Below are 21,925 nucleotides of genomic sequence, written 5' to 3'. Positions count from 1 at the left end.
GGGTTAGGGTGGGTGCCATGAGCGACCACCATCCCGCCACCCGCCATCGCAGCGTGCTGTTCATGCCGGCCTCCAATCCCCGAGCGATCGCCAAGGCGCAGGGGCTCGCCTGCGACGCGGTGATCCTCGACCTCGAGGATGCGGTGGCGCCCGAGGCGAAGGCGGACGCGCGGGCGGCGGCGGTCGCCGCGGCGGCAGGGTTCGGGGCGCGGCCGTGCGCCGTGCGGATCAACGCGCTCGACACGCTTTGGGGGCAGGACGATGCCGTCGCGGTGCGCGGCGTCGCGGCGGTGGTCGTGCCCAAGGTGGCGAGCGCGGCGGATCTGGTCGCGATCCGCGCCGCGCTCGGTGCCGACGGGCCGCCGATCTGGGCGATGATCGAGACGTGCGGCGCGATCCTGCGCCTGCCCGAGATCGCGGCGGCGGCAGCGACGACGGGCACCGCGCTGCTGATCGCCGGCACCAACGATCTCGCCAAGGAGATGCGCTGCCGCCCCGACGCCGACCGCACGCCGCTGCTGCCGGCGCTGACGCAGCTGGTGATCGCGGCACGCGCGGCGGGGCTGGTCGCGCTCGACGGCGTCTGCAACGCGATCGGCGACCCCGACCGGCTCGCCGCCGAATGCGCGCAGGGCGCGATGCTTGGCTTCGACGGCAAGACGCTGATCCATCCCGCCCAGATCGACGCCGCCAACGCCGCCTTCGGCCCCAGCGCCGAGCAACTGGCCTGGGCGCGGGCCGTCGTCACCGCCTTCGCCGCCCCCGACGCGACCGGTAGGGGCGCGATCCGGCTCGACGGCGCGATGGTCGAACGCCTCCACCTCGCCGAGGCGGAGCGGATATTGGCGCTGGCGGGGTGATCCGCCCCGCGGCGGCTTAACCCTCCAGCATCGCGCGGATGCGGTCGGCGATGGCGTCCATCGTGAAGGGCTTGGTGACCAGTGCCATGTTCGCGGCGAGCGGGCCGTTGCCGATCACCGCATTCTCGGCATAGCCGGTGATGAACAGCACCTTCAGCGCCGGCAACTGGACCAGCGCGGCGTCGGCGACCTGACGGCCGTTCATTTGCCCGGGCAGACCGACGTCGGTGACGAGCAGGTCGACCTGCGCACCGGTACCCAGCAGCCGCAGCGCGGCGGCGCCGTCGCCCGCCTCCAGCACGTTATGGCCCATTTCTTCGAGGATCTCGACGATCAGCATGCGGATCGTCGGTTCGTCGTCGACGACCAGAACGGTGTGGCGGCCTTCGCCGGGGACCGGGATCGTCGCGGGGGCGGGATCGCCATCCTGCTCGGCATCGCCATAGTGGCGCGGCAGATAGATGCACATCGTCGTGCCCTGGTCGAGCTCCGAATAGATGCGCACCTGCCCGCCGGACTGGCGCGCGAATCCGTAGATCATCGACAGGCCGAGGCCGGTGCCTTCGCCCATCGGCTTGGTGGTGTAGAAGGGGTCGAAGGCGCGCGACTGGACCTCGGGCGTCATTCCGGTGCCGGTGTCGGTGACGCACAAGGAGAGATATTGGCCGGGTTCCAGATCGCGCTCTTTGGCGGCGCGCTCGTCGAGCCAGCGGTTGGCGGTCTCGATCGTGATGCGGCCGCCGTCGGGCATCGCGTCGCGCGCGTTGATGCACAGATTGAGCAGCGCATTTTCGAGCTGGTTGGGATCGACCATCGCCGGCCACAATCCGCCGGCACCGACCACCTCGATCGTCACGCCCAGGCCGACGGTACGCTGGATGAGGTCGCGCAGCCCGTCGATCAACCGGTTGACGTCGGTCGGCTTGGGGTCGAGCGTCTGACGCCGCGAAAAGGCGAGCAGCCGGTGGGTCAGCGCCGCCGCCCGCCGCGCCGCGCCCTGCGCGGCATTGGCGTAGCGATCGATCTCGTCGACGCGGCCCTGACGGATGCGGACCTGCATCATCTCGATCGCGCCCGAGATGCCGGTAAGCATATTGTTGAAATCGTGGGCCAACCCACCGGTGAGCTGGCCGACCGCCTCCATTTTCTGCGCCTGGCGCAGATGCGCCTCGGCGGTCATCAGCTCGCGGGTACGCGCCTCGACCTGCTGTTCGAGCGAGGCGGTGAGCGCGGCGAGTTCGTGCTCGACGCGGCGGCGCTCGACCGCGTCGCGCGTCCGTTCGGCGACGTCGCGGACGAAGGCGACCTCCTCGGGCAGCCAGCGGCGCGGCTGTGCGTTGTTGAGGTAGAGCAGCGCGACGAAGCCGCCCTGTTCGGTCACCGGCATGTTGATGAACGACAGCGCGGCGAGGCTCTTCAGCCCCTCGGCGGTGGCGGCGGTGCGCGGATCTTCGTAGACGTCGTCGATCGCCACCGTCTCGCCGCGCTTGAGGTCCTCGATATACGAGCCATAATCGCGGAAATGCAGGATGCCGGGCAGCGGCGCGATGCCGCCTGCGCACCACGCGCGTTCGGTGACGATCGTCTCTGCGGCCCGGTCGATCGTGCCATAGCCGCAGCGGCTGACGTCGAACAGGCGGCCGAGGATCTCGGCGGCGGCATAAGCGAGGTCGGCGGGGTCGCCGGGATCGCGCAGCCGGTCGTTGAGCTTGACCAGCGCCTTGAGACGCAGCTCGGCGGACTTGCGCGCGTCGATGTCGAAGCTGATGCCGGGAAAGCGCAGCGGCCGCCCGTCGTCATCATAGGTGACGCGGCCGCGTGCGGCGACCCAGCGCGCGCGGCCGTCGGGCTGTTGCAGGCGGTAGTCGCTCTCGAACGGATCACCGCTGGCGAGTGCCGCGGCGATCTCCGCCTGCACCCGCGGCCGATCGTCGGGGTGCATCGCGGTGAAGAACCGTTCCAGTCGCGCGCCGGCCTGCGCCTCGTCGGGATCGACACCGTAGAGGCGCGCGAACTCAGGGTCGGCGGTGACGCGGTCGGCGACCACGTCCCAATCCCAACTGCCGACGCTGATCTGGCCGGCGGTCTTCAAATCGTCGTCGGCCATCGGCGGCGAAGGGCTCGTAAAAGTAACATGGGTTGCGAGAACGCGTTGCGACCGGGAGCGATCCGACACCATGACATATTGCGATGCAGGAGCATGTCAGCGTTGCGTCGCGGCCACATCGTCGCGCGACCAGCCGCCGCCCATCGCCTGATACAGCGCGACATAAGCGGTGATCCGGTCGGCGCGCGCCTGCACCAGCGCCAGCTCGGCGGTAAGCAGGCCGCGCTGCGCGTCGAGCTGTTCGATGTAGGAGGTATAGCCGGCGCGATAGCGGTTGCTGGCGTTGCGCAGCGCGGCGGCGAGCGCATCGACCTGCAATCCGAGCGCCACCGCCTGTTCGCCCGACCGCTGCACCCCGGCGAGCGCATTGTCGACCTCCTGAAAGGCGACCAGCGCGGTACGCCGATAGGCGAAGGCGGCCTGATCGCGGCGCGCGGTGGCGACGTCGCTCTGCGCGCGCAGGCGACCGCCGTCGAAGATCGGCGAGAGGATGCTGGCGCCGACCGAGAAGACGCCGATCGGATTGGCGAGCGCGGTCGACAATACCACCCCCGCCGAGCCGGTGAGCGCTAGATTGGGCAGCATCGCCGCGCGCGCACTGTCGAGCGTGCGGTCGGCGGCGACCAGCGTCTGCTCGGCCTGGAACAGGTCGGGGCGGCGGCGCAGCAGGTCGGCGGGCAGGCCGTCGGGGATCGCGGGGGCGAGCAGCCGGTCGAGCGGCAGGCCACGCGGAATCGGACCGGGATTGGTGCCGAGCAATAGGCTGAGCGCATTCTCCTGCCGGCTGATCGCGAGCTGCGCAGCGGGGACGAGCTGTTGCGTCGCGCGATATTCGGCCTCGGCCTGCCGCAGCTCGAGGTTGGAGGTATAGCCCGCCTCGGCGCGGCGGCGGGCGATGCGCAGCGCCTCGGTGCGCGCGGCGAGCGTCTGCTGCGCGACGGCGAGGCGCAGGTCGAGCGCGCGCAGCGTGACGTAATTGGTCGCGACGCCGCTGGCGATGGCGAGGCGGACGGTGTCACGCGCGCCCTCACTGGCGAGAAGCTGCGCCTGCGCGGCGCGGCTCGCCTGTCGCAGGCGGCCGAACAGGTCGAGATCGTAGCTGGCGGTGACCGCGGGCTGTGCGCCGATCGCGTCGCTGGGGGTGCCGAACGGGCTGACCGTCTGGCCGGTGGTGCTCGGCAGGTTGCCGCCGAGCGTCGGTGTCTGCTGCGCGCGGGCGAGCCGCGCGGCGGCGCGCGCCTCGTCGATCCGCGACGCGGCGGCGGCGAGGTCGACGTTGTCCGCAAGCGCCTGACCGACGAGCCGGGTGAGCACGGGATCGCCGAACGCGCTCCACCAGTCGGCGCGGATCGGCTCGCCATTGCCGAGCGCGGTGCGCCATGCGGGGGGCGGAACGACGGCGCTGGCGGCGGGGACTTGCGGACGCGGGCCGATGCAGCCGGTCAGCGTAAGGTTGAGCAGGGTGATGCACGCGAAGACGCGAAGACGCGAAGGGGATGCGCTTGCGGCGGTCGTGGTCCTGTTATCTCTATGGATGACGGAACATGCTGCGGGTCCCGGCAGCACGACATCTTCGCGTCTTCGCGTCTTCGCGCGATTATCATCGGCGCTTTCGGAGAGAGGCCGGAAATTGATTCGCGCAGAGGCGCAGAGGCGCGGAGATGCTGCGCTTACGGCCGTCTCCAGAGTTTCACCACGGGCCGACGGTCTGAGGGGCGGCTGCGCCGCCGCGCATGGGCCCTCTCTGCGTCTCTGCGTCTCTGCGCGAACCCTCCTCACTTCACCACCGGGCCGCTGGAGGTGTCGACGCGCGCTTGTACCGACATGCCGGGGCGCAGCCGTGCCGCGAGCTGCTGGCCGGGATCGATGCGGATGCGCACCGCGATGCGCTGCGGCACCTTGGTGAAATTGCCGGTCGCATTGTCCGCCTTGAGCACCGCGAACTCCGATCCCGCCGCGGGCGAGATGCGCTCGATATGGCCGGTCAGCCGCGCATTGGCGAGGCCGTCGACGGTGAAGCTCGCCGGCTGGCCGACGGTCATCCGGGCGGTCTGCGCCTCCTTGAAATTGGCGATCACCCAGGTTTCGGGCGGCACGAGGAACATCAACTGCGACCCGGCGGTGACATACTGGCCGACGCGGACGCCGACCTCGCTCAGCCGGCCGCGTTCGGGAGCGCGGATGACGGTGTTGGCGAGATCGATCTGGGCGAGGCGCAGCGCCGCCTCGGCGCCCGAGACGCCCGCCTGCTGGCCGCCGCGGCCGACCTGGACAGTGCGGATGTCCTGTCGCGCGATCTCGCGTGCGGCGCGCGCCTGCTGCACCGCCGCCTGCGCCTGACGCAGTGCGGCGAGCGTCTGGTCGCGTTCGCGCAGGGATACCGAGCCGTCGGTGACGAGATCGTTGACGCGGTTCATGTCCGCCTGCGCGCGCATCAATTGCGCCTCGGCATTGGCGACCGCGGCGGTCTGCGCGGCGAGGCTGGCGGTGCGGCTGCGCTCGGTCTGACGGGCGTTGGCGAGCGTCGCCGCCTGCGCGTCGACCTGCGCCTGCGCCTGATCGACGCGCTGGCGGTAGATGCGGTCGTCGATCTGGACCAGCGCCTGACCGGGCTGCACGTCCATGAAGTCGCGGACGAACACCTGCGTGACGTAACCCGACACCTGTGGCGCGATCACCGTGGTGCGGCCGCGGACATAGGCATTGTCGGTCGACTGATCGGCATTGGCGAAGGGTGGCAGCCGCCATGCCGCGAGCACCGCGAGCACGCCGCCCACCATCAGCACGAGGATGACGATCAGCGCGGTGCGGCTCGGCGGCTGCGGCCGCCAGCCCGAGCCGGCGGGGGCGGCGGACGGCGGCGCAACCTCCGCCTGCGCCTCTTCGGTCGCGGGGGTGGGATCGACGGGGCTGCGGCTATCGGTCATGCGGAACTCTGGCTGAGCGCGGCACGGCGTTCGCGGCGCGTCCGGCGGATCATGAGGAACAGGAGATAACAGAAGGTGAGCGCGGCGAGCACCGCGATCAGCCGGAAGACATCGTCGAACGCCAGCACGTTGGCCTCGCGCGTCGTCGTCTGCGACAGGATCGCCCCGCCCTCGGCGCTGCGCAGCGCGGGATCGCCGACGACGCGCGACACCGCCGCGCCGCCCGCCTGCAGCCGCTGTGCGACAATCGGGTCGGTCGGGTCGATCGCCTGCACCAGCGCGGCGCTGTTCGCCTTCTCGCGGATCTGCTGATAGCTGCCGAGCAAAGCGGTGCCGGCAAGCCCGCCGATCGAATTGATCATCCCGAACAGCGCGATGAAGCTGATGATATGGCCCGATCCCTGTTGCAGCGCTCGGGTCATGCCGAACAGGAGCGCCGGCCCCAGGAAATAGGTCGCAGCGAAGGCGATCAGCGCCTGGCTGGCGTACATCTGCGGCGCGCGGGTCAGGTTTGTCGCGTGACTGTCGGCGAAGGCGGCGATCGCGACGAGGCCGATCGCCAGCATGATCGGATGCGCCGGTCGGCTGACGTCCAGCGTCACCGCGCTCAGCACCACCCCGGCGACCGAGGCGAGGAAGATGATCGTGAAGAAGGGCACGAGCTGGTCGTTGTTCTGACCGAGCACGGTGAGCAGCCCGACCGAGGCATAGGTCTGTTCGGACAGGACGATGCGCGCCATGATCGTGACGATCGTGAAGCGGACGATATCGGCGCTGCCCAGCCAGCGCGTGTTGAGCAGCGGATTGACGCGGTGATGCTCGATCGCGAGCGCGGCCGCGAGCATCGAGATCGCCGCGATCAGCGCCCAGCCCAGCCACGGCGCGTTGGTCCACCAGACGTAGCGGCCCTGACCGAGCACCGCGGCGAACAGCGCCATCGCGCCCGCGAACAGCACGAAGGTGACGAAATCCAGCCGCTCGAACGCCTTCGACCGCGTGGTCGGCGGCAGCCGCAGCCAGGCGACCGCGGCGAGGCTGAGCAAGGCGAGGCCGAGCTCGAACAGGTAGAGCGTGCGCCATTGCGACATGGCGAGCAGGTCGGGCGAGAACAGGCGCGCCAGCGGCGTCGCGCATTGCGGGATGCCGATACCGACCACCACCGCCTTCAGCCGCCATTTGGTCGGCAGCGCCTGCATCATGTAATAAAGGCACAGGCTGGACACCGCGGCGCCGGCCATGCCGCTCGCGGCGCGGACGAGGATCGCGGTGTCGAAGCCGCGCACGAACAGATGCGCGAAGGTCAGCGCCGCATAGACGCTGAGGAAGATCATCGCGAACGGCCGGAGCCCGAACTGCGCGCGGAACTTGATCAGCAGCAGGTTGATGCTGACGTTGGTCATCACATAGACCGTCGGCAGCCAGGCGATCTGCGCCGGGTCGAGCCCCAGCGCGCCCTGCAGCGTATAGGTGTTGGCCGAGATCAGCGCGTTGCCGAAGCCGCCGGTCAGGCCGAGCAGCACCGAGATGATGCCATAGGCGATGCGGTGGCGGGTGCGATGCTCGACCGTGCCGGGCGAGCCGGGGAGGACGGGAACCTCGTGCGGCGCGAAGGTCCAGTCTTCCTCGGACAGGAAGCGGCGCAGGCGGGCGATCATGACCCACCTATACGCGCGATCGGGGCGGGCGGTTCAACCGGAGCAAATGCGCAGGGGCGGGCGCTTTCACGGAGTGCCTTCCTCACCCACACCGTCGCCCCGGAACGGATCCGGGGTGACGGGATGTTCGTGGCGATGGGCTGCGCCACGCGGGACGGCGACAAGCAATCGGCGGGTCGTTCAGCCACCCAGAATGTCGCGGTAGAGCGCGATATAGGCGTCGGCCATCCGCTGGACGGTGAAGCGCGCCGCCACCGCGGCGCGGCAGGCGGCGCGGTCGATCTCGGGCAGGCGCGCAACCGCGGCGATCGCCTCGTCGACGCTGTCGACCAGAAATCCGGTGACGCCGTCGTCGATCAGCTCGGGCATCGAGCCGCGGTTGATCGCGATCACCGGCGTGCCGCAGGCCATCGCCTCGATCACCGACAGGCCGAAGGGCTCGTCGAAATTGATGAGGTGGAGCAGCGCCGCCGCCTTGCCGAGCGCCGCGGTGCGGTCGTCGCCGCCGACCGCGCCGGGGTGGCGAATATGCGCACCGAGATGCGGGACCACCGACCGCTCGTAATAGCCCTCATCCTGCACGATGCCGTACATGGCGAGGTCGCGGCCCGTCGCCTGCGCGACCGTGATCGCCTCGGCGGCGCCCTTGTCGGGGTGCATGCGGCCGAAGAACAGCAGGTCGTTGCTACCCCCGGCGTCGAAGGGAAAATCGTCGAGGACGATGCCGTGGTGGATCGTCGCGGCATAGCGGAGCTGCGGCGACCGGTCGGCGTCGCTGATCGCGACATAGTGCACGCGGTCCTGATAGGGCTGGTACATCGGCAGGATACGGTCCGACGAAAAGCCGTGGATCGTCGTGACCATCGGCGTCGCCACCAGATGCGAAAAGGCGTGGGCGGGAAAGTCGGCCTGGTTGTGGATCAGGTCGAACTCGCCGGCGCGGTCGAACAGATGCGCGAGATGGCGGAATTCCCACACCTTGGCGTCGACGCTCGGGTCTTCCGAATAGGGCGCCGGCACCACTGCGCTAAGAGTTCCGGCGGTCAGGCTGTCCTGCGTCGCGAACAGCGTGACGTCGACGCCGCGCGCGACGAGCGCTTCGGTAAGCAGGCTGGTGACCAATTCCCACGGGCCGTAGTGGCGCGGCGGGGTGCGCCACGAAATGGGGGCGAGCATCGCGATCTTCATGACGCCGGCTTAGCGGGTTACGCGCAGGATGATAGCTTCGTCGGGGCGCAGCAGGCCGGGCTCGCCGCGCCCCGGCAGGGTGCCGAGCAGAACGTCGCCGGCCGGCAGTGTCACCGGCTGCGGCGTCGCGCCGAGGTTGAGCGCGACGACGATCCGCTCGTCGCCGTGGCGGCGTTCGTAGGCGAGCACGTCGCCGGCCGCCTCGATCAGCGCGAAGTCGCCGATCGCGAGCGCCTCATGCTTGCGGCGCAGGTTGAGCAGGTCGCGGTGTAGCGCCAGCATAGATTGCGCATCGCCGCTCTGCGCCGCGACGTTACGCGTCGGCCAGTCCGGGTTGAGCGGCAGCCACGGCTCGGCGGTCGAGAAGCCGGCATAAGCGCTGGCGTTCCACGGCATCGGCGTGCGCACCGGATCGCGGCCGAGACCGAGGCCGGGTTCGCGCAGCTCGCGCGGGTCCTGCACGCGGGCCGCGGGGATGGCGACGTCGGCGAGGCCGAGCTCGTCGCCGTAATAGAGCGTCGGCGTACCGCGCAGCGTCAGCAGCAGCACCGCCGCGACGCGCGCCTGCGCGGCCCCGACGCGGCTGGCGATGCGCGGGCGATCGTGGTTGCCGAGCACCCAGTTCGGCCAGCCCCCCGCCGGCAACGCCGCTTCATATTCGGCGATCAGCCCGGCGAGATGACGCGCGTCCCAGCGCGCGTCGATGAGCTGGAAATTGAAGGGCAGATGCACTTCGGGTGCGTCGAGCCCGTAATAGTGCATCAGCCGCTCGACCGGCAGATAGATCTCGCCGATCAGCACGCGGTCGCCGGGATAGGAGTCCGCGATTGCACGCATCTCGGCGGCGATGGCATGGACCTCGGGCTGGTCGGTCGAATGGAGCTGGAGCACGGCGTGCATCTCGCCCATCCCGGCGCGATAGTCGGGGTTGGCGGGATTGTTGGGAAAGTCCGCGTGTTTTACCATGTGCCAGAGCACGTCGATGCGGAAGCCATCGACGCCGCGGTCGAACCAGAAGCGCAGCGCATCCATCATCGCACGCCGCAGATCGGGGTTGCGCCAGTTGAGGTCGGCCTGTTCCTTCAGGAAGGCGTGGTAATAATATTGACCGGTGGCGGCGTCATATTCCCACGCCGAGCCGCCGAAATCGCTGATCCAATTGTTGGGCGGGCCGCCGTCGGGGGCGGGATCGCGCCAGATGTACCAGTCGCGCTTAGGATTGTCGCGCGACGACCGGCTTTCCTGGAACCAGGGATGGTCGGTGGAACTGTGGTTTGGGACGAAGTCGAGCAGGAGCTTCAGCCCGCGCGCATGCGCGGCGGCGAGCAGGCTGTCGAAATCGGCAAGCGTGCCGAAGCGCGGGTCGATCGCGCAATAATCGGCGACGTCATAGCCAAAGTCGCGCATCGGCGAAGGGAAGATCGGCGAGATCCACACCGCATCGACGCCGAGCGCGACGAGATGGTCGAGCCGCGCCTCGATCCCCTTGAGGTCGCCGACGCCGTCGCCGTCGCTGTCCTGGAACGAGCGCGGGTAGATCTGGTAGATCGTCCCCGTCCGCCACCACGTCATGCGAACATCCCCTTGGGCAGCCGGGTCATGCGGCAGGCGAGATCGGCCTCGCCGCTGGCGACCAGATAATCGTCGCCGCTATCGACCAGGCCGGTCGAGAACACCACCGGGGTGGGCAGGTACATCTGATACGCGATCGGGGCGGTGAGCGCCGGGTCCGCCTCGAGCAGCGGCGTCTCGTCCTCGAGGCGCAGGATGTGCGCGGGATCGTCGCGATCGAGCAGCGCCCAGAAGCTGCGATAGATGCCGACGCTCTCGCGCGCCTCGACGCCGTGATAGATCATCAGCCAGCCGTCGCGGGTCAGCACCGGCTGGGTGCCGCCGCCGATCTTCATCGCCGATCGCGAGCCCTTGCGCGCGCGCAAGCCGGGGGCGTCGAGCGGCTTCCAGTGCAGCGTATCGGGACTCTGCGCGAAATTGATCGACGGGCCGCCGACCCAGGGGCTGTCGGGCGGATAGGCGAAATAGACCTCGCCGAGCGGGCGGGTCAGCGCCATGAACCTGTCGCCGACCAGCCCCTCGAACAGGATCATGTCCTTGTTCTGGTGGTCGAGGACGATCCCCTCCAGCCGATAGTGCAGCCCGTCGCGCGAGGTGTGCAACGTCGTGCAATGCCGCTCGGCGCCGACCGAACAGGCGGTCATGTACCAGATATCGCCGATGCGGGTGATGCGCGCGTCCTCGACCCCATAGCATTGGTAGCCGGCGGCGGGTTCGATCGCCGCGTCGTAATGGATCGCGACGATCCGCTCGCCCGCGGGATCGAGCTCGACGGGGAGGAGCCACGACAGCGAGGTGAGCGCGAGGATGCGATGGCGGCTGCCCTTGAGCTCGAACTGGCGCGGATCGGTCATGTCGACCTGTTCCAGTGGCCAGGCGTCGAGCACATAGCCCGCGGGGGTCCAGCGGATCGCATGGACGTGGCCGTCGCGGACCGGCTCCGAAAGCGCCTCGGCGATGCGCACCATCAGCAGCAGATTGCCGTTGGGCAGCCGCGTGAAGCCCGGGTTGAACGCGCCGAGCACATAGGTCGGCTCGGCGATCCCGCGGCGCAGCGGCGAGCGGGTGAGATCGACATGATCGGGGGTGAAGATCAGCGCATCGTGCATGATGGCGTTAGCGCGGGGATGGGGGAGTGGTTCCCAAAGGATCGTCATCCCGGCGCAGGCCGGGACCCATGGTGGCGATGAGGCCAATGAAGCGCGAACCCATCAGCACCGCGCGTCCATGGGTCCCGGCTTTCGCCGGGATGACGAATAGAATCAGAACGCCGCGGTTACCGCGAACACGACCTGGCTCGCCGCGATGCTGCTGCCGTTCTTGGTCGAGGAGAAGTTCGGCTGGAGATAGGCCGCCTGCCGCTTGGTGATGTCGGTATCGACATAGGCGACGCCGAGCGTCAGCGGCGTGCCCTTGATCGCGTAATCGGCGCCGAGCAGCCAGTCCCAATATTCGCCGGTCGGTGCCGCGGAGGTGCCGTTGGGGCCGAGGCCCGAATTGCCCTTCGAATAGCCGATATGTGCCTTGGCGGTCAGCGGCGTGGTCGGGATCGCGCTGGCGAAGTCGCCCCACAGATAGAGGTTGTCGTTCTTCTTGCCGGGATTGTCGTAGATGCCGGTCTGCGCTGAGGCACCGCTGTTGTACCATTTGCCGAGCGCCTGCTGCTTGGGCGCATAGGCGACGCCGGCGAGCAGGTTGACCGGGCCGATCGTGCCCGACAATTTCGCATAGGGTTCGGCGAAGTCGGTCTTCGACGCGCCGCCCGGATACATGTACCAGGTCAGGCCGACGTCGATCGCGCCGCCGCCGACCGCATGCTTGTAGCCGCCGATCAGGTCGAGCTCCATGTTCGAGCCGCCGAACGTGCCCCAGCCGGCGAGATTCGACGCCCAGACGCCGCCGTAGAGGCCGCTTTCATGCGCGACGGTGATGCCGCCCTGGACCGCCATTTCCTTGTCGGTTTGCGAGACGCCGCGCAGTCGATAGTCGGAGACGAGCGCGACGCTGCCGGTGACGGTGACCGGCTTGGGCGGTGCGGTCTCCTGCGCGACGGCGGGGAGGGCGGTGACGGCGGCGAGAGTCGCGGCCGCGAGCAGAGTATATTTCATGGGACCCCTTTCGACTGGATGGGTCCCTCCTGCGTCCGGGCCGCCGGCGCGCTCGCTCCGCGGTGGCGGACGGGCACCAGTCTTTCCCTGACGCACATTCGCTACCGCAGCATTATGGCCAAAAAGCTTCTTTTATGTAACGAAACATTGCTGGGCGGGGTTCAGTGGGCGAGTGCGGCAGTCTTGCCACGTGCGCCGAGCAGCTCGACGACGTCACCCGCGGCGCGGCGGCGCTGGAACCAGTCCTTGATCAGCTCCGCGCAGGTATGATCGACGGTCGACAGTCCGGTGACGTCGAGCCGCACCGGCATGCCGGCGGGCGCACGCTCCAGCGTGTCCGACAATTTCGGCAGCGACACGAAGGTCGCCGCGCCCGACAGGTTGATCGCATGCGCGCCGCCCTGCGGCCCTTCCGACACCTTGAGGCCGAGCCGCTTGAGATGCGGCACCAGTTCGAGCATCGAGAGGCCGATGCCGACCAGCACGCCGGTCAGCAGATCCTCGACCACGACGGTAACCAATGTCGCCAGCCAGATGAGCGCCGGCAGCGGGCCGTAATGCGAGAGGAGGTGGCGGGCATGGGCGAGGCTGACCAGCCGCCAGCCGGTGATGACGAGGATCGCGCCGAGCGCCGCCATCGGGATCTCGCGCAGCACCCAGGGCAGCAGCGCGACGAAGCCGAGGATCCAGATGCCGTGGAAGATCGTCGACATGCGCGTGGTCGCGCCGGCCTGGACGTTCGCCGAGGAGCGGACGATGACGCCGGTCATCGGCAGCGCGCCGGCGAGGCCGCAGAGCAGGTTGCCGATGCCCTGCGCGCGCAGTTCCTTGTTGTAGTTGGTGCGCACGCCGTCGTGCATGCGATCGACCGCGGCGGCGGACAGCAACGTCTCGGCGCTGGCGATGAAGGCGATGGCGAGTGCGGCGGCGAGGATCGACGGATCGGCCCATTTGGCGACCATGCCGACGCCGGGGAAGCTGACTGCGCCGGCGATCGATTCGGGGACGTTGACCCGTGCGACGTCGAGGTCAAAGCCGAGCGCGACGAACGTGCCGGTGAGCACGCCGACCAGTGCGCCGGGAACGAGGCGCAGCGAGGCGGGGCGGAATTTCTCCCAGCACAGCATCGCCGCGATGGTCAGCATGCCGACGGCGAACGCGATCTCGGTCGCTTCGATATTGCTCGGCGACAGGCCGAACAGCCGGCCGGGTGCGGCAGCGAGGTTCTGGAGGCCGCTGGGCAGCGGCTTGGCGTCGAACAGCACGTGGAACTGGCCGACGACGATCAGCACGCCGATCCCGGCGAGCATGCCGTGGACGACCGCGGGCGAGATGGCGCGGAACCAGCCGCCGAGGCGGGCGATGCCGGCGACGACCTGGATCAGCCCGGCGAGGACGAGAATCGGGCCGAGCGCCGACAGGCCCTGATCGCGGACCAGCTCGAACACGACGACGGCGAGGCCGGCGGCGGGGCCGCTGACCTGCAACGGCGAACCGGCGAGCGCACCGACGACGATGCCGCCGATGATGCCGGTGATGAGGCCCTTTTCCGCCGGCACGCCGGAGGCGACCGCGATTCCCATGCACAACGGCATCGCGACGAGGAAGACGACGATCGAGGCGGTGAGGTCACGCGTGATGACCGGGCCGCTCGGCAGCAGGGCGCGGAGGTTGCTCATTCCGCGGCTGCCAGGAATTCGACGTCGGAGGCCTGGCGCGGCGCGGCGGGCTGGGCAACGGGGAAATCGCCGCCTTCGTCGAGCGGTCGGAAGCGGCCGGTGATGCCGTCGAGCGCCAGCACCGTGCCGTCGTGAATGTCGATGAACCAGCCGTGCAGCGCGATCTTGCCCTGTGCGATGCCCGCGGCGACCGAGGGGTGGGTGCGCAGATGCGCGAGCTGCGCGACGACATTTTCGAGGCTGAGCGCGCGGATGCGCTCGGCATCGGTGAGGTCGGGATAGGTCTGGTCGACGATCTGGCGCGCGGCGGCGCCGTGTTTGAGCCAGTTGGCGACGGTTGGAATCGCGGCGAGCGCGGCGGGATCGCCGGCAAGGCCTTTCATCGCGCCGCAATCGGAATGACCGCAGACGATGATGTCGTGGACGCCGAGCACCGCGACCGCATATTCGACCGTGGCGGAGACGCCGCCCGTCTGCAGCGCGAACGGCGGAACGATGTTGCCGGCGTTGCGGCAGACGAACAGGTCGCCCGGCTGCGCCTGCATGATATGCTCCGGCACGATCCGTGAATCGGCACAGGAGATCATCAGCGCCTTGGGGCTCTGCCCCTGCGCCAGCGTCGAATAGAGCGCATGCTGGCCGTGGAAGACCGTCTTGCCGAAACTCACGACGCGTCCGAGCAGCTCATTCACGGGGCTATCCTCCCGGTCGCGGCGGAAGCCGGACCATCGGAAACAGTACCGAAACGAATTTGCCGGGGCGCGGCGCGCGTGTTTTAAAGTGTTGCCGGGGAACACTTTCGCAAACCTTCATCCCGGCTCACGTCAGGATGATGAAACGGTTGGGATCACCGCGGCAGGAAGATCGCGGCGTGCAGGCCGCCTTCGGGGCGGTTCGCGAGCGTCAGCACGCCGCCCTCCGCCTCGACGATGCGGCCGACGATCGGCAGGCCGAGGCCGAAACCGACCGTGTCGCGCGGTCGCGACGTATCGAGCCGGACAAAGGGTTCGAGCACGCGGCGCAGCTGGTCTTCCGGAATGCCGGCGCCGTCGTCCTCGACGATCATCGTCACGCCGGCGGGTTCGCTTTCCAGACGCAGCACGACGTTGCCGGCATAATGAAGCGCATTCTCGATCAGATTGCCCAGCGCGCGTTTCAGCGCGACCGGACGGACGGTGACCTCGCAATGCGACGGACCGTCGTAGACGCCGGGCAGGCCGCGGTCCTCGACATCGTCGATCAGCGTCGCGCAGAGCACCGCGACGTCGGTCAGCACCGGGGCCTCGGGATCGCTGCCGCCGCCGAGGAAGGCGAGCAGCGAATTCACCATCGCCTCCATCTCGCCGATATCGCGCTGGATCGCCGCGCGGGTCGTCTCGTCCTCGACCGCGTCCGCGCGCAGTTTCAGCCGGTGCAGCGGCGTGCGCAGATCGTGGCCGACCGCGGCGAGCGCCTGCGTGCGGTCGACGATCAGCCGCTGGATGCGCGCCGCCATCCGGTTGAACGCGGCGACGACGCGGCGCACTTCGCCCGGCCCCGCCTCGGGGATCGGATCGTGTTCGGCGTCGCCGAGCGTGTCGGCGGCGATCGCGAGCTGGCGCATCGGCCTGAGCGCGCGGCGGATCAGCAGCCCGCCGATCACCATCAGCGCCAGCGCCGGGATCAGCGCGAGCAGGATGCGTTCGGTGGCGAGTTCGAGATTGTGCAGCGGTTCGAGCGTGCGGAAATAGAGCCAGCTATTGTCGGGCAGCCGCAGCCCGCCGGTGACCACCGAGCTGCGCCCCGGCGAAGTGAGCTTCAGCCGCAGGTCGCTGGCGGCAAGCGACGGTTCCCATTCGATCACCTGATGGCGCATGCCGTCGAGCGCCGGCGCGATCGGCGGCGGCGGCGGCAGGTTGCGCTGCCAATGAAGCGCGTAGCGTTCGGTGGTGAGATCCTCCGCCATCGCGTCGCGCCGCTCGGGCGGCTGCTCGGCGACGAGGCGGCGCGCGATGACGAGATGTTCCGCCAGGCGGCGTGCCTCGTCGTCGCGCACCGCGAACTGGCTGGCACGCTCGTAGAGGATCGTGCTGACGCCGAATTCGATCACCATCGTCAGCAGCAGGATCGCGACGATCTGGCCGATCAGGCCGATCGAGGGGCGGACGAAGCGCCTCATGGGCGAGGCGCCCTGTCCCTCTTCCCCGTTCGTGCTGAGCCTGTCAAAGCACGGGGATCCGCAGGCGATGACCGGGTTTGGGGCGACCAGCCCTTCGACAGGCTCAGGGCGAACGGGGAGAGATGGGAGATGGCGGCGCCAGCCGTCACCGGCGCGTCACCTCGGTGTTGAGCATATAGCCGACGCCGCGCACGGTGATGATCGGCGCGTCCTTGCCGGCGCTCGACAATTTGCGGCGCAGCCGGCTGATCAGCACGTCGATGCTGCGGTCCGAACTGTCGCCGAGCCGGGTGCGCGACAGCTCGATCAGCCGCTCGCGCGCGATAACGCGGCCGGCATGTTCGGCGAGGCTGACGAGCAGGTCGAATTCCGCGCCGGTCAGGTCGACCACCGCGCCGGTCGGCGAGGTCAGCTCGCGCCGCGGCAGCGTCACCTGCCAGCCGTCGAAGGTCAGCACGCCCTCCTCGCGCTCGCCGGGGCGGCGTTCGAGCTGGCCGCGGCGCAGCACCGCGCGGATACGCGCGATCAGCTCGCGGCTGCCGAACGGCTTGGCGATATAATCGTCGGCGCCGAGCTCGAGCCCAACGACGCGGTCGGTCTCGCTGCCCTTGGCGCTGATGAAGATGATCGGGACCTCGCTCTTCTGGCGCAGCGCGCGGCACAGGTCGATGCCGCTGGTGCCGGGGAGCATGATGTCGAGCAGGATCAGATCGACCGGCCCGGCTTCCAGCGCGAGCCACATTTCGGGCGCGGCGGAGGCGGGACGGACGAGATAACCGTTTTCCTGCAAGGCTCTGGTGGTCAGGGTGCGGAGGGCGGGATCGTCCTCGACCAGGAGGATGGTGGGGGCGGTCATGGCCCGAGAGGTAGGCAAGGCGGCCGGGGCGGTCAACCGCGGCCCGGCCGATCAGTCCGCCGCGACCGGCCCGTGGCCGCCCTTGGGACGCCGCGTGAACCAGACGATCACCACCATCGCCGCGCACAGCCACGCCGAGACGCGGAACAGGTCGGTCGAGGCGAGCAGATACGCCTGCCCCACCATCTGCCGCGTGATCGCCGCCGCCGCCTGCGTCGAGGTGGCGCCGAGCTTCTGGATGCCCTCGCTCGCCATCTGGTAGGGCATGCCCTGCCCGATCGCCTCGGCGAGGCGGCTCTGGTGGATCGCCTCGCGCCGGTCCCAGGCGGTGGTGATGATCGACGCGGCGAACGAGCCGGCGACGATCCGCGCGAAGTTCGAGATGCCGGTCGCCGAGGGGATGCGCGGCGGCGCGATGCCGTCGAGCAGGATCGTCACCATCGCGAGGAAGAAGATGCTCATCGCGATCCCCTGCACCAGCAGCGGCGCCATGAAGTCGAACACCGTCGCGCCGGTGACGAGGTTGGAGCGCATCCAATAGGAGACGGCGAAGGCGAGGAAGGAGATCGTCGCGAGGATGCGCGCATCGACCTTGCCCGACAGGCGCGCGGCAAGCGGCGAGATGAGCACCGCCACCACCCCGCTCGGCGCCGCGATCAGCCCCGCCCAGGTCGCGGTATAGCCGAGCTGCGTCTGCAGCCAGAGCGGCAGGATCAGCGTGTTGGCGAAGAACACCGCATAGCCGAGGCAGAAGGCGAGCGTGCCGATCGCGAAATTGCGGTTGGCGAACAGCGACAGGTCGACCGCCGGATTGGCGTCGGTCAATTCCCAGATGATCCACGCGACGAAGCCGACCGCCGCCACGACGGCGAGCACGCAGATCGCCGGGTCGTTGAACCAGTCGGCGTTCTTGCCGAGATCGAGCATGATCTGCAGCGAGCCGACCCAGACGACGAGCAGCAGCAGCCCGACGGTGTCGATCGGCAGCTTGCGCGTCGGCGTCTCGCGGCTCTTCAATCCGTTCCAGCAGATCAGCGTCGTGAAGATGCCGAAGGGGATGTTGATCAGGAAGATCCAGCTCCAATGGTAATTGTCGCTGATATAGCCGCCGAGGATCGGCCCCATCACCGGCCCGACCAGCGTCGTCATCGACCACACGCCGAGCGCGGTGGAGCGCTTGTCGGGCGGGAAGATCGAGATGAGCAGCGCCTGGCTGCCCGGCATCATCGGCCCCGAACAGGCGCCTTGCAGGATGCGGAAGACGATCAGCGAGGGCAGGTCCCAGGCGATCCCGCACAGGAAGGAGGCGACGGTGAACGCCGCCACCGCGGTGCAGAAGGTGCGCACGACGCCGAACCGGCCCATCAGCCAGCCGGTCAGCGGCACCGCGACGCCGTTGGCGACCGCGAAGGCGGTGATCACCCAGGTCGAATTGTCGGACGAGACGCCGAGATTGCCCGCGATCGTCGGCAGCGACACGTTGGCGATCGTGCTGTCGAGCACCATCATGAACGTGCCGAGCGCGAGCGCGAAGGCGATCAGCGCGCGCTGGCCGCCGACGAGCGGGGCGGGGCCTTGGGCTTGGGTGGGGGCGGCCATCAGCGTATCTTCCGGGATATCGGTTCGCCCTCACCCTCCGCCGCAGGCGGCGAGGGGTGAGGACGACGCGGGCGTCAACGATTGGCGGCGATGATCTGGCGGATGCGCGCCTCGACCGCGGGGTCGCGGCCATCGCCGCCGCCGCCGGCATAGGCCTGCGCCGCGGGCTTGCCGAGCAGCGCGCCCGAGCGGTTGGCGGTGTCCACCGTCGTGTTGACCGACAGGCCGACGCGCAGCGGATTGCGGGTCAGCTCGCGCGGGTCGAGGCCGATGCGCACCGGCACGCGCTGGACGATCTTGATCCAGTTGCCGCTGGCGTTCTGCGGCGGCAGCAGCGCGAAGGCGTTGCCCGACCCGGCGCCGACGCCGATGACATGACCGTGGAAGACCACGTCGTCGCCGTACATGTCGGCGGTCACCGTCGCCGGCTGGCCGATGCGGAGGTCCTTGAGCTGCGTCTCGCGGAAATTGGCGTCGACCCACACCTTGGCGAGCGGCACCACCGCCATCAGCGGCGTGCCGGCGGCGACCTGCTGGCCGATCTGCACGGTGCGCTGCGCGACGACGCCGTCGATCGGCGCGACGATATGCATGTGGCTGCGCGTGATCGCGGCGCGGCGATAGGCGGCGGCGGCGGCGAGCACCGCCGGGTTGGTGGTGGTGTCGGTGCCCTGTACCGTCGAGCGCGACTGCGCCTGCTGGCTGCGCGCGAGATTGAGGTTGGCGCGCGCGACCTTCACCGCGTCGGCGGCATGCGCGAGTTCCTCGCCCGAGATCGCGCCCTGCGCCGCGGCGCCCTGTCGGCGGGCGTAATCGGCGGTGGCGGCGGAGAGCTGGGCCTGCGCCTGAACGACGGCGGCGCCGCTCTCGCTGACCTTGCTGATGTCGGCGCGAGTCGAGCGGACGGCGCGGGCGAGTTCCGCCTCGGCAGACGCGAGCGCGACGTCGGCGGTGGCGGGATCGAGGTCGAGCAGCGGCGCGCCGGCCTTCACCGTCTGCGTATTGTCGGCATGGATCGCGGTGATCTGGCCGGGATCGCGCGCGGTGATCGCGACGACGTCGCCGGCGACATAGGCGTCGTCGGTCTCCTGTTCGGGCTTGGCGAGCAGGAAGTGGAAGACCGCCCAGACGATCAGCGCGATCACGACGATCACGGCGAGGATCAGGAAGCCGCGGCGACGCGTGCGTGGCTTGCCGCCGGCGCTCGCGGGTTGGGGCGTTGGGGCTTGCGTGTCGGTCATCGGCGGGGTTCCTGGGAGGAGGAGAAGCCGCCGCCGAGCGCCAGCACCAGCGCGACGCGCTGGCGGGCCGCATCGGCGACGAGATTGGCTTGCGTCAGTTCGGCATCGAGCAGGCGGACGTCGTTGTCGACGAGGTCGAGCTTGCTATCGAGCCCGCTCGAGACGCGGATCGCGTTAAGGCGGTTGGTCTCGCCGAAGCCGCGGACGACCTCTGCGGTGCGGGCGCGCTGCTCGCCGAGATTGGCAACGAGCGCGATCGCGTCCGCCGCGTCGCGCACCGCGCCGATGACGCGGTCGTTATAGTCGGCGGTGGCGAGATCGAGCACCGCGGTTGCGCCGGCGAGGTCGGCCTTCAACCGGCCATTGTCGAACAAGGGCAGGTGGATGGCAGGCCCGGCGCCGGCGGTGCCGGCATCGAGGCTGACCAGATTGCCGAGCCCGATCGCCTGGAAGCCGGCGAGCGCGGTGAGGTTGACGTTGGGATAGAAGGCGCGGCGGGCGACCTGGCGGCCGGCGGCGGCGGCCTCGATCCGCGCCTGCGCCGCGGCGATGTCCGGGCGGCGGGCGAGCAGGTCGGCGGGGACCTGCGCGGGCAGCGGCAGCGCCGCGTCGAGGCGCAGCGTCGCCGGGCGGATCGCCGCGGCATAATCGGGGCCACGCCCGGCGAGCGCGGCGAGCGCATTGGTCGCGAGCGCGCGGGCGCCGTCGGCGCGGACCAAAGCGGTCTGCGCCTGCGCCAGCAGCGTCTGCGCTGCGGTCGCCTGCAGATTGCTGGCGAGGCGGTTGCGGATGCGGATGTTGACGAGGCGCAGCGAGTCCTGCCGCGTCGCGATCGTGCGGCGGGCGATCGTCGCCTCCGCCTCGGCGCGGGCGAGGTCGATATAGGTCTGCGCGACCGAGCCGGCGATCGCGAGGCGCGCGGCGGCGAGGTCGAGCGCGGCGGCGCGGGCCGAGGCGCGGGCGCCGGTGATCGCCGCCTTCTGCCGCCCGAACAGGTCGAGGTTCCAGGTGAGATTGGCCTGCACCTGCCCGACGAAGCGGACCGAGCCGCCGTAGGGCGGCGGGATGATGTAGCGGCCGGACAGGCGCTGGAGCTGCTCGTTGGCATCCAGCGTCACGTCGGGGCCGGTGTCGGCGCGGCGGCTGGAGAGCACCGCCTGCGCCTGGGCGATGCGGGCGAGCGCGGCGTCGAGCGTCGGATTGCCCGCGGTCGCATCGGCGACGAGCCGGTCGAGCTGCGGATCGCCGAAGCCGGTCCACCAATCGTCGGCGATCGCCGGGGTCGCGGCGCCGGTGAGGCCGAGCGTCGGGGGCGCGACGGGCGCGACCGCGGGGGGGCTGGCCGGGATGGCGCAGGCGCCGAGCAGCAGCAGCGCGGCGGGGGATAAATTCGCTATCTTCACGCAAAGACGCCTTCGTCGGGGGTCTGTTGGACGGTGTCGCGGAGCCGCTGGAGGAGGCGGATCAGGTCCGTAATATCCCTTTCCTCCCAATCACTTAGCCAGTGGTTCCAGACGCGGATGACGGCATCGCGGACGGTGCCGGCGATGTGTTCGCCGGCAGGCGTCAGGGTAAGCCGGACGACGCGGCGATCCTCGCCGCCGTCGCGGTCGCGCATCACCCAGCCGCGCTCCTCCAGCGTGTCGACCAGCCGGGTGGTGGCACCCTTGTCGTGACAGAGGTCGCGCGCGATCTCGGCGCAGGTCGACGCGCGGTTGAAGTGGAGGGCGGCGAGCGCGCTCCACTGCGTCTTGGTGATGCCGGCGGCGACGAAGATCGGTTCGAGCACGGCCGCGCCGAGCTGCTCCGAACGGCGCAGGAGATAGCCGATCGAGTTTTCCGGAGTGAAGTTCGACTCGGAATAATAGTCCATGTCGTTGCCATGGCAATGGTTGCTTCGGCAGTCAATCGAATGTTGCGAAGTGTTTCTCCGAACGATATTCCATCGTCGGTCGCGACTGCGTCCTGCGTAGAG

General features: G+C 69.6%; 17 protein-coding genes. 1 reads left to right on the top strand and 16 read right to left on the bottom strand.

Going from position 1 to position 21,925, the window contains the following annotated elements:
- Positions 1-17: 17 nt before the first annotated feature.
- Positions 18-860: an HpcH/HpaI aldolase/citrate lyase family protein gene (locus MC45_RS12965; protein ID WP_038663886.1), complete on the top strand. Its 843-nt coding sequence runs from the start codon at positions 18-20 to the stop codon at positions 858-860.
- A 16-nt stretch (positions 861-876) separates the two neighbouring features.
- On the opposite strand, the gene MC45_RS12960 is transcribed toward MC45_RS12965, so the two are convergent.
- From MC45_RS12960 to MC45_RS12885, 16 genes are all read right to left on the bottom strand, one after another.
- Positions 877-2,967, bottom strand: a complete 2,091-nt coding sequence (locus MC45_RS12960; RefSeq protein WP_038663883.1) for a PAS domain-containing protein — start codon at positions 2,965-2,967, stop codon at positions 877-879.
- A 96-nt stretch (positions 2,968-3,063) separates the two neighbouring features.
- Positions 3,064-4,434: an efflux transporter outer membrane subunit gene (locus tag MC45_RS12955; protein ID WP_038667360.1), complete on the bottom strand. Its 1,371-nt coding sequence runs from the start codon at positions 4,432-4,434 to the stop codon at positions 3,064-3,066.
- 308 nt (positions 4,435-4,742) lie between these two features.
- Complete coding sequence (locus MC45_RS12950; RefSeq protein ID WP_038663880.1) at positions 4,743-5,894, bottom strand: HlyD family secretion protein; 1,152 nt, start codon at positions 5,892-5,894, stop codon at positions 4,743-4,745.
- Complete coding sequence (locus MC45_RS12945; protein ID WP_038663877.1) at positions 5,891-7,549, bottom strand: MFS transporter; 1,659 nt, start codon at positions 7,547-7,549, stop codon at positions 5,891-5,893. Before MC45_RS12945 ends, MC45_RS12950 begins: the two co-directional genes overlap by 4 nt.
- Positions 7,550-7,729: 180 nt before the next feature.
- Positions 7,730-8,737, bottom strand: coding sequence for a glycosyltransferase family 4 protein (locus tag MC45_RS12940; RefSeq protein WP_038663875.1), 1,008 nt, complete (start codon positions 8,735-8,737; stop codon positions 7,730-7,732).
- 9 nt (positions 8,738-8,746) lie between these two features.
- Positions 8,747-10,309 carry an alpha-amylase family glycosyl hydrolase gene (locus MC45_RS12935; protein ID WP_038663873.1) on the bottom strand — a complete coding sequence of 521 codons (1,563 nt, stop codon included), beginning with the start codon at positions 10,307-10,309 and terminating at the stop codon, positions 8,747-8,749.
- Positions 10,306-11,418, bottom strand: coding sequence for a glycoside hydrolase family 130 protein (locus tag MC45_RS12930; RefSeq protein WP_038663871.1), 1,113 nt, complete (start codon positions 11,416-11,418; stop codon positions 10,306-10,308). The genes MC45_RS12935 and MC45_RS12930 overlap by 4 nt, the downstream gene beginning before the upstream one ends.
- A gap of 153 nt (positions 11,419-11,571) precedes the next feature.
- On the bottom strand, positions 11,572-12,417 hold the full coding sequence (locus tag MC45_RS12925; RefSeq protein WP_038663868.1) for a TorF family putative porin: 846 nt from the start codon (positions 12,415-12,417) through the stop codon (positions 11,572-11,574).
- 161 nt (positions 12,418-12,578) lie between these two features.
- Positions 12,579-14,096 (bottom strand): SulP family inorganic anion transporter, encoded by a 1,518-nt coding sequence (locus MC45_RS12920; protein ID WP_038663865.1) that lies wholly within the window; start codon positions 14,094-14,096, stop codon positions 12,579-12,581.
- Positions 14,093-14,788 carry a carbonic anhydrase gene (locus MC45_RS12915; RefSeq protein WP_038663861.1) on the bottom strand — a complete coding sequence of 232 codons (696 nt, stop codon included), beginning with the start codon at positions 14,786-14,788 and terminating at the stop codon, positions 14,093-14,095. Before MC45_RS12915 ends, MC45_RS12920 begins: the two co-directional genes overlap by 4 nt.
- 155 nt (positions 14,789-14,943) lie before the next feature.
- Entirely contained in the window at positions 14,944-16,254 is a 1,311-nt protein-coding gene (locus MC45_RS12910; RefSeq protein ID WP_038663858.1) for an ATP-binding protein, read from the bottom strand.
- Between the two features lie 145 nt (positions 16,255-16,399).
- On the bottom strand, positions 16,400-17,110 hold the full coding sequence (locus MC45_RS12905) for a response regulator (RefSeq protein WP_038663855.1): 711 nt from the start codon (positions 17,108-17,110) through the stop codon (positions 16,400-16,402).
- 51 nt (positions 17,111-17,161) lie between these two features.
- A complete protein-coding gene (locus MC45_RS12900) occupies positions 17,162-18,709 on the bottom strand; it encodes a DHA2 family efflux MFS transporter permease subunit (RefSeq protein ID WP_038663852.1) in 1,548 nt (515 codons plus the stop codon).
- 74 nt (positions 18,710-18,783) lie between these two features.
- Entirely contained in the window at positions 18,784-19,950 is a 1,167-nt protein-coding gene (locus tag MC45_RS12895; RefSeq protein WP_038663849.1) for an HlyD/EmrA/EmrK family protein, read from the bottom strand.
- Positions 19,947-21,347, bottom strand: coding sequence for an efflux transporter outer membrane subunit (locus MC45_RS12890; protein ID WP_179944588.1), 1,401 nt, complete (start codon positions 21,345-21,347; stop codon positions 19,947-19,949). The genes MC45_RS12895 and MC45_RS12890 overlap by 4 nt, the downstream gene beginning before the upstream one ends.
- A 2-nt stretch (positions 21,348-21,349) precedes the next feature.
- On the bottom strand, positions 21,350-21,823 hold the full coding sequence (locus MC45_RS12885; RefSeq protein ID WP_038663843.1) for a MarR family winged helix-turn-helix transcriptional regulator: 474 nt from the start codon (positions 21,821-21,823) through the stop codon (positions 21,350-21,352).
- Between the last annotated feature and the right edge of the window lie 102 nt (positions 21,824-21,925).

This window comes from Sphingomonas taxi (assembly GCF_000764535.1).
GTDB lineage: Bacteria > Pseudomonadota > Alphaproteobacteria > Sphingomonadales > Sphingomonadaceae > Sphingomonas > Sphingomonas taxi.
This window is presented reverse-complemented; position numbering and strand designations above follow the sequence as displayed.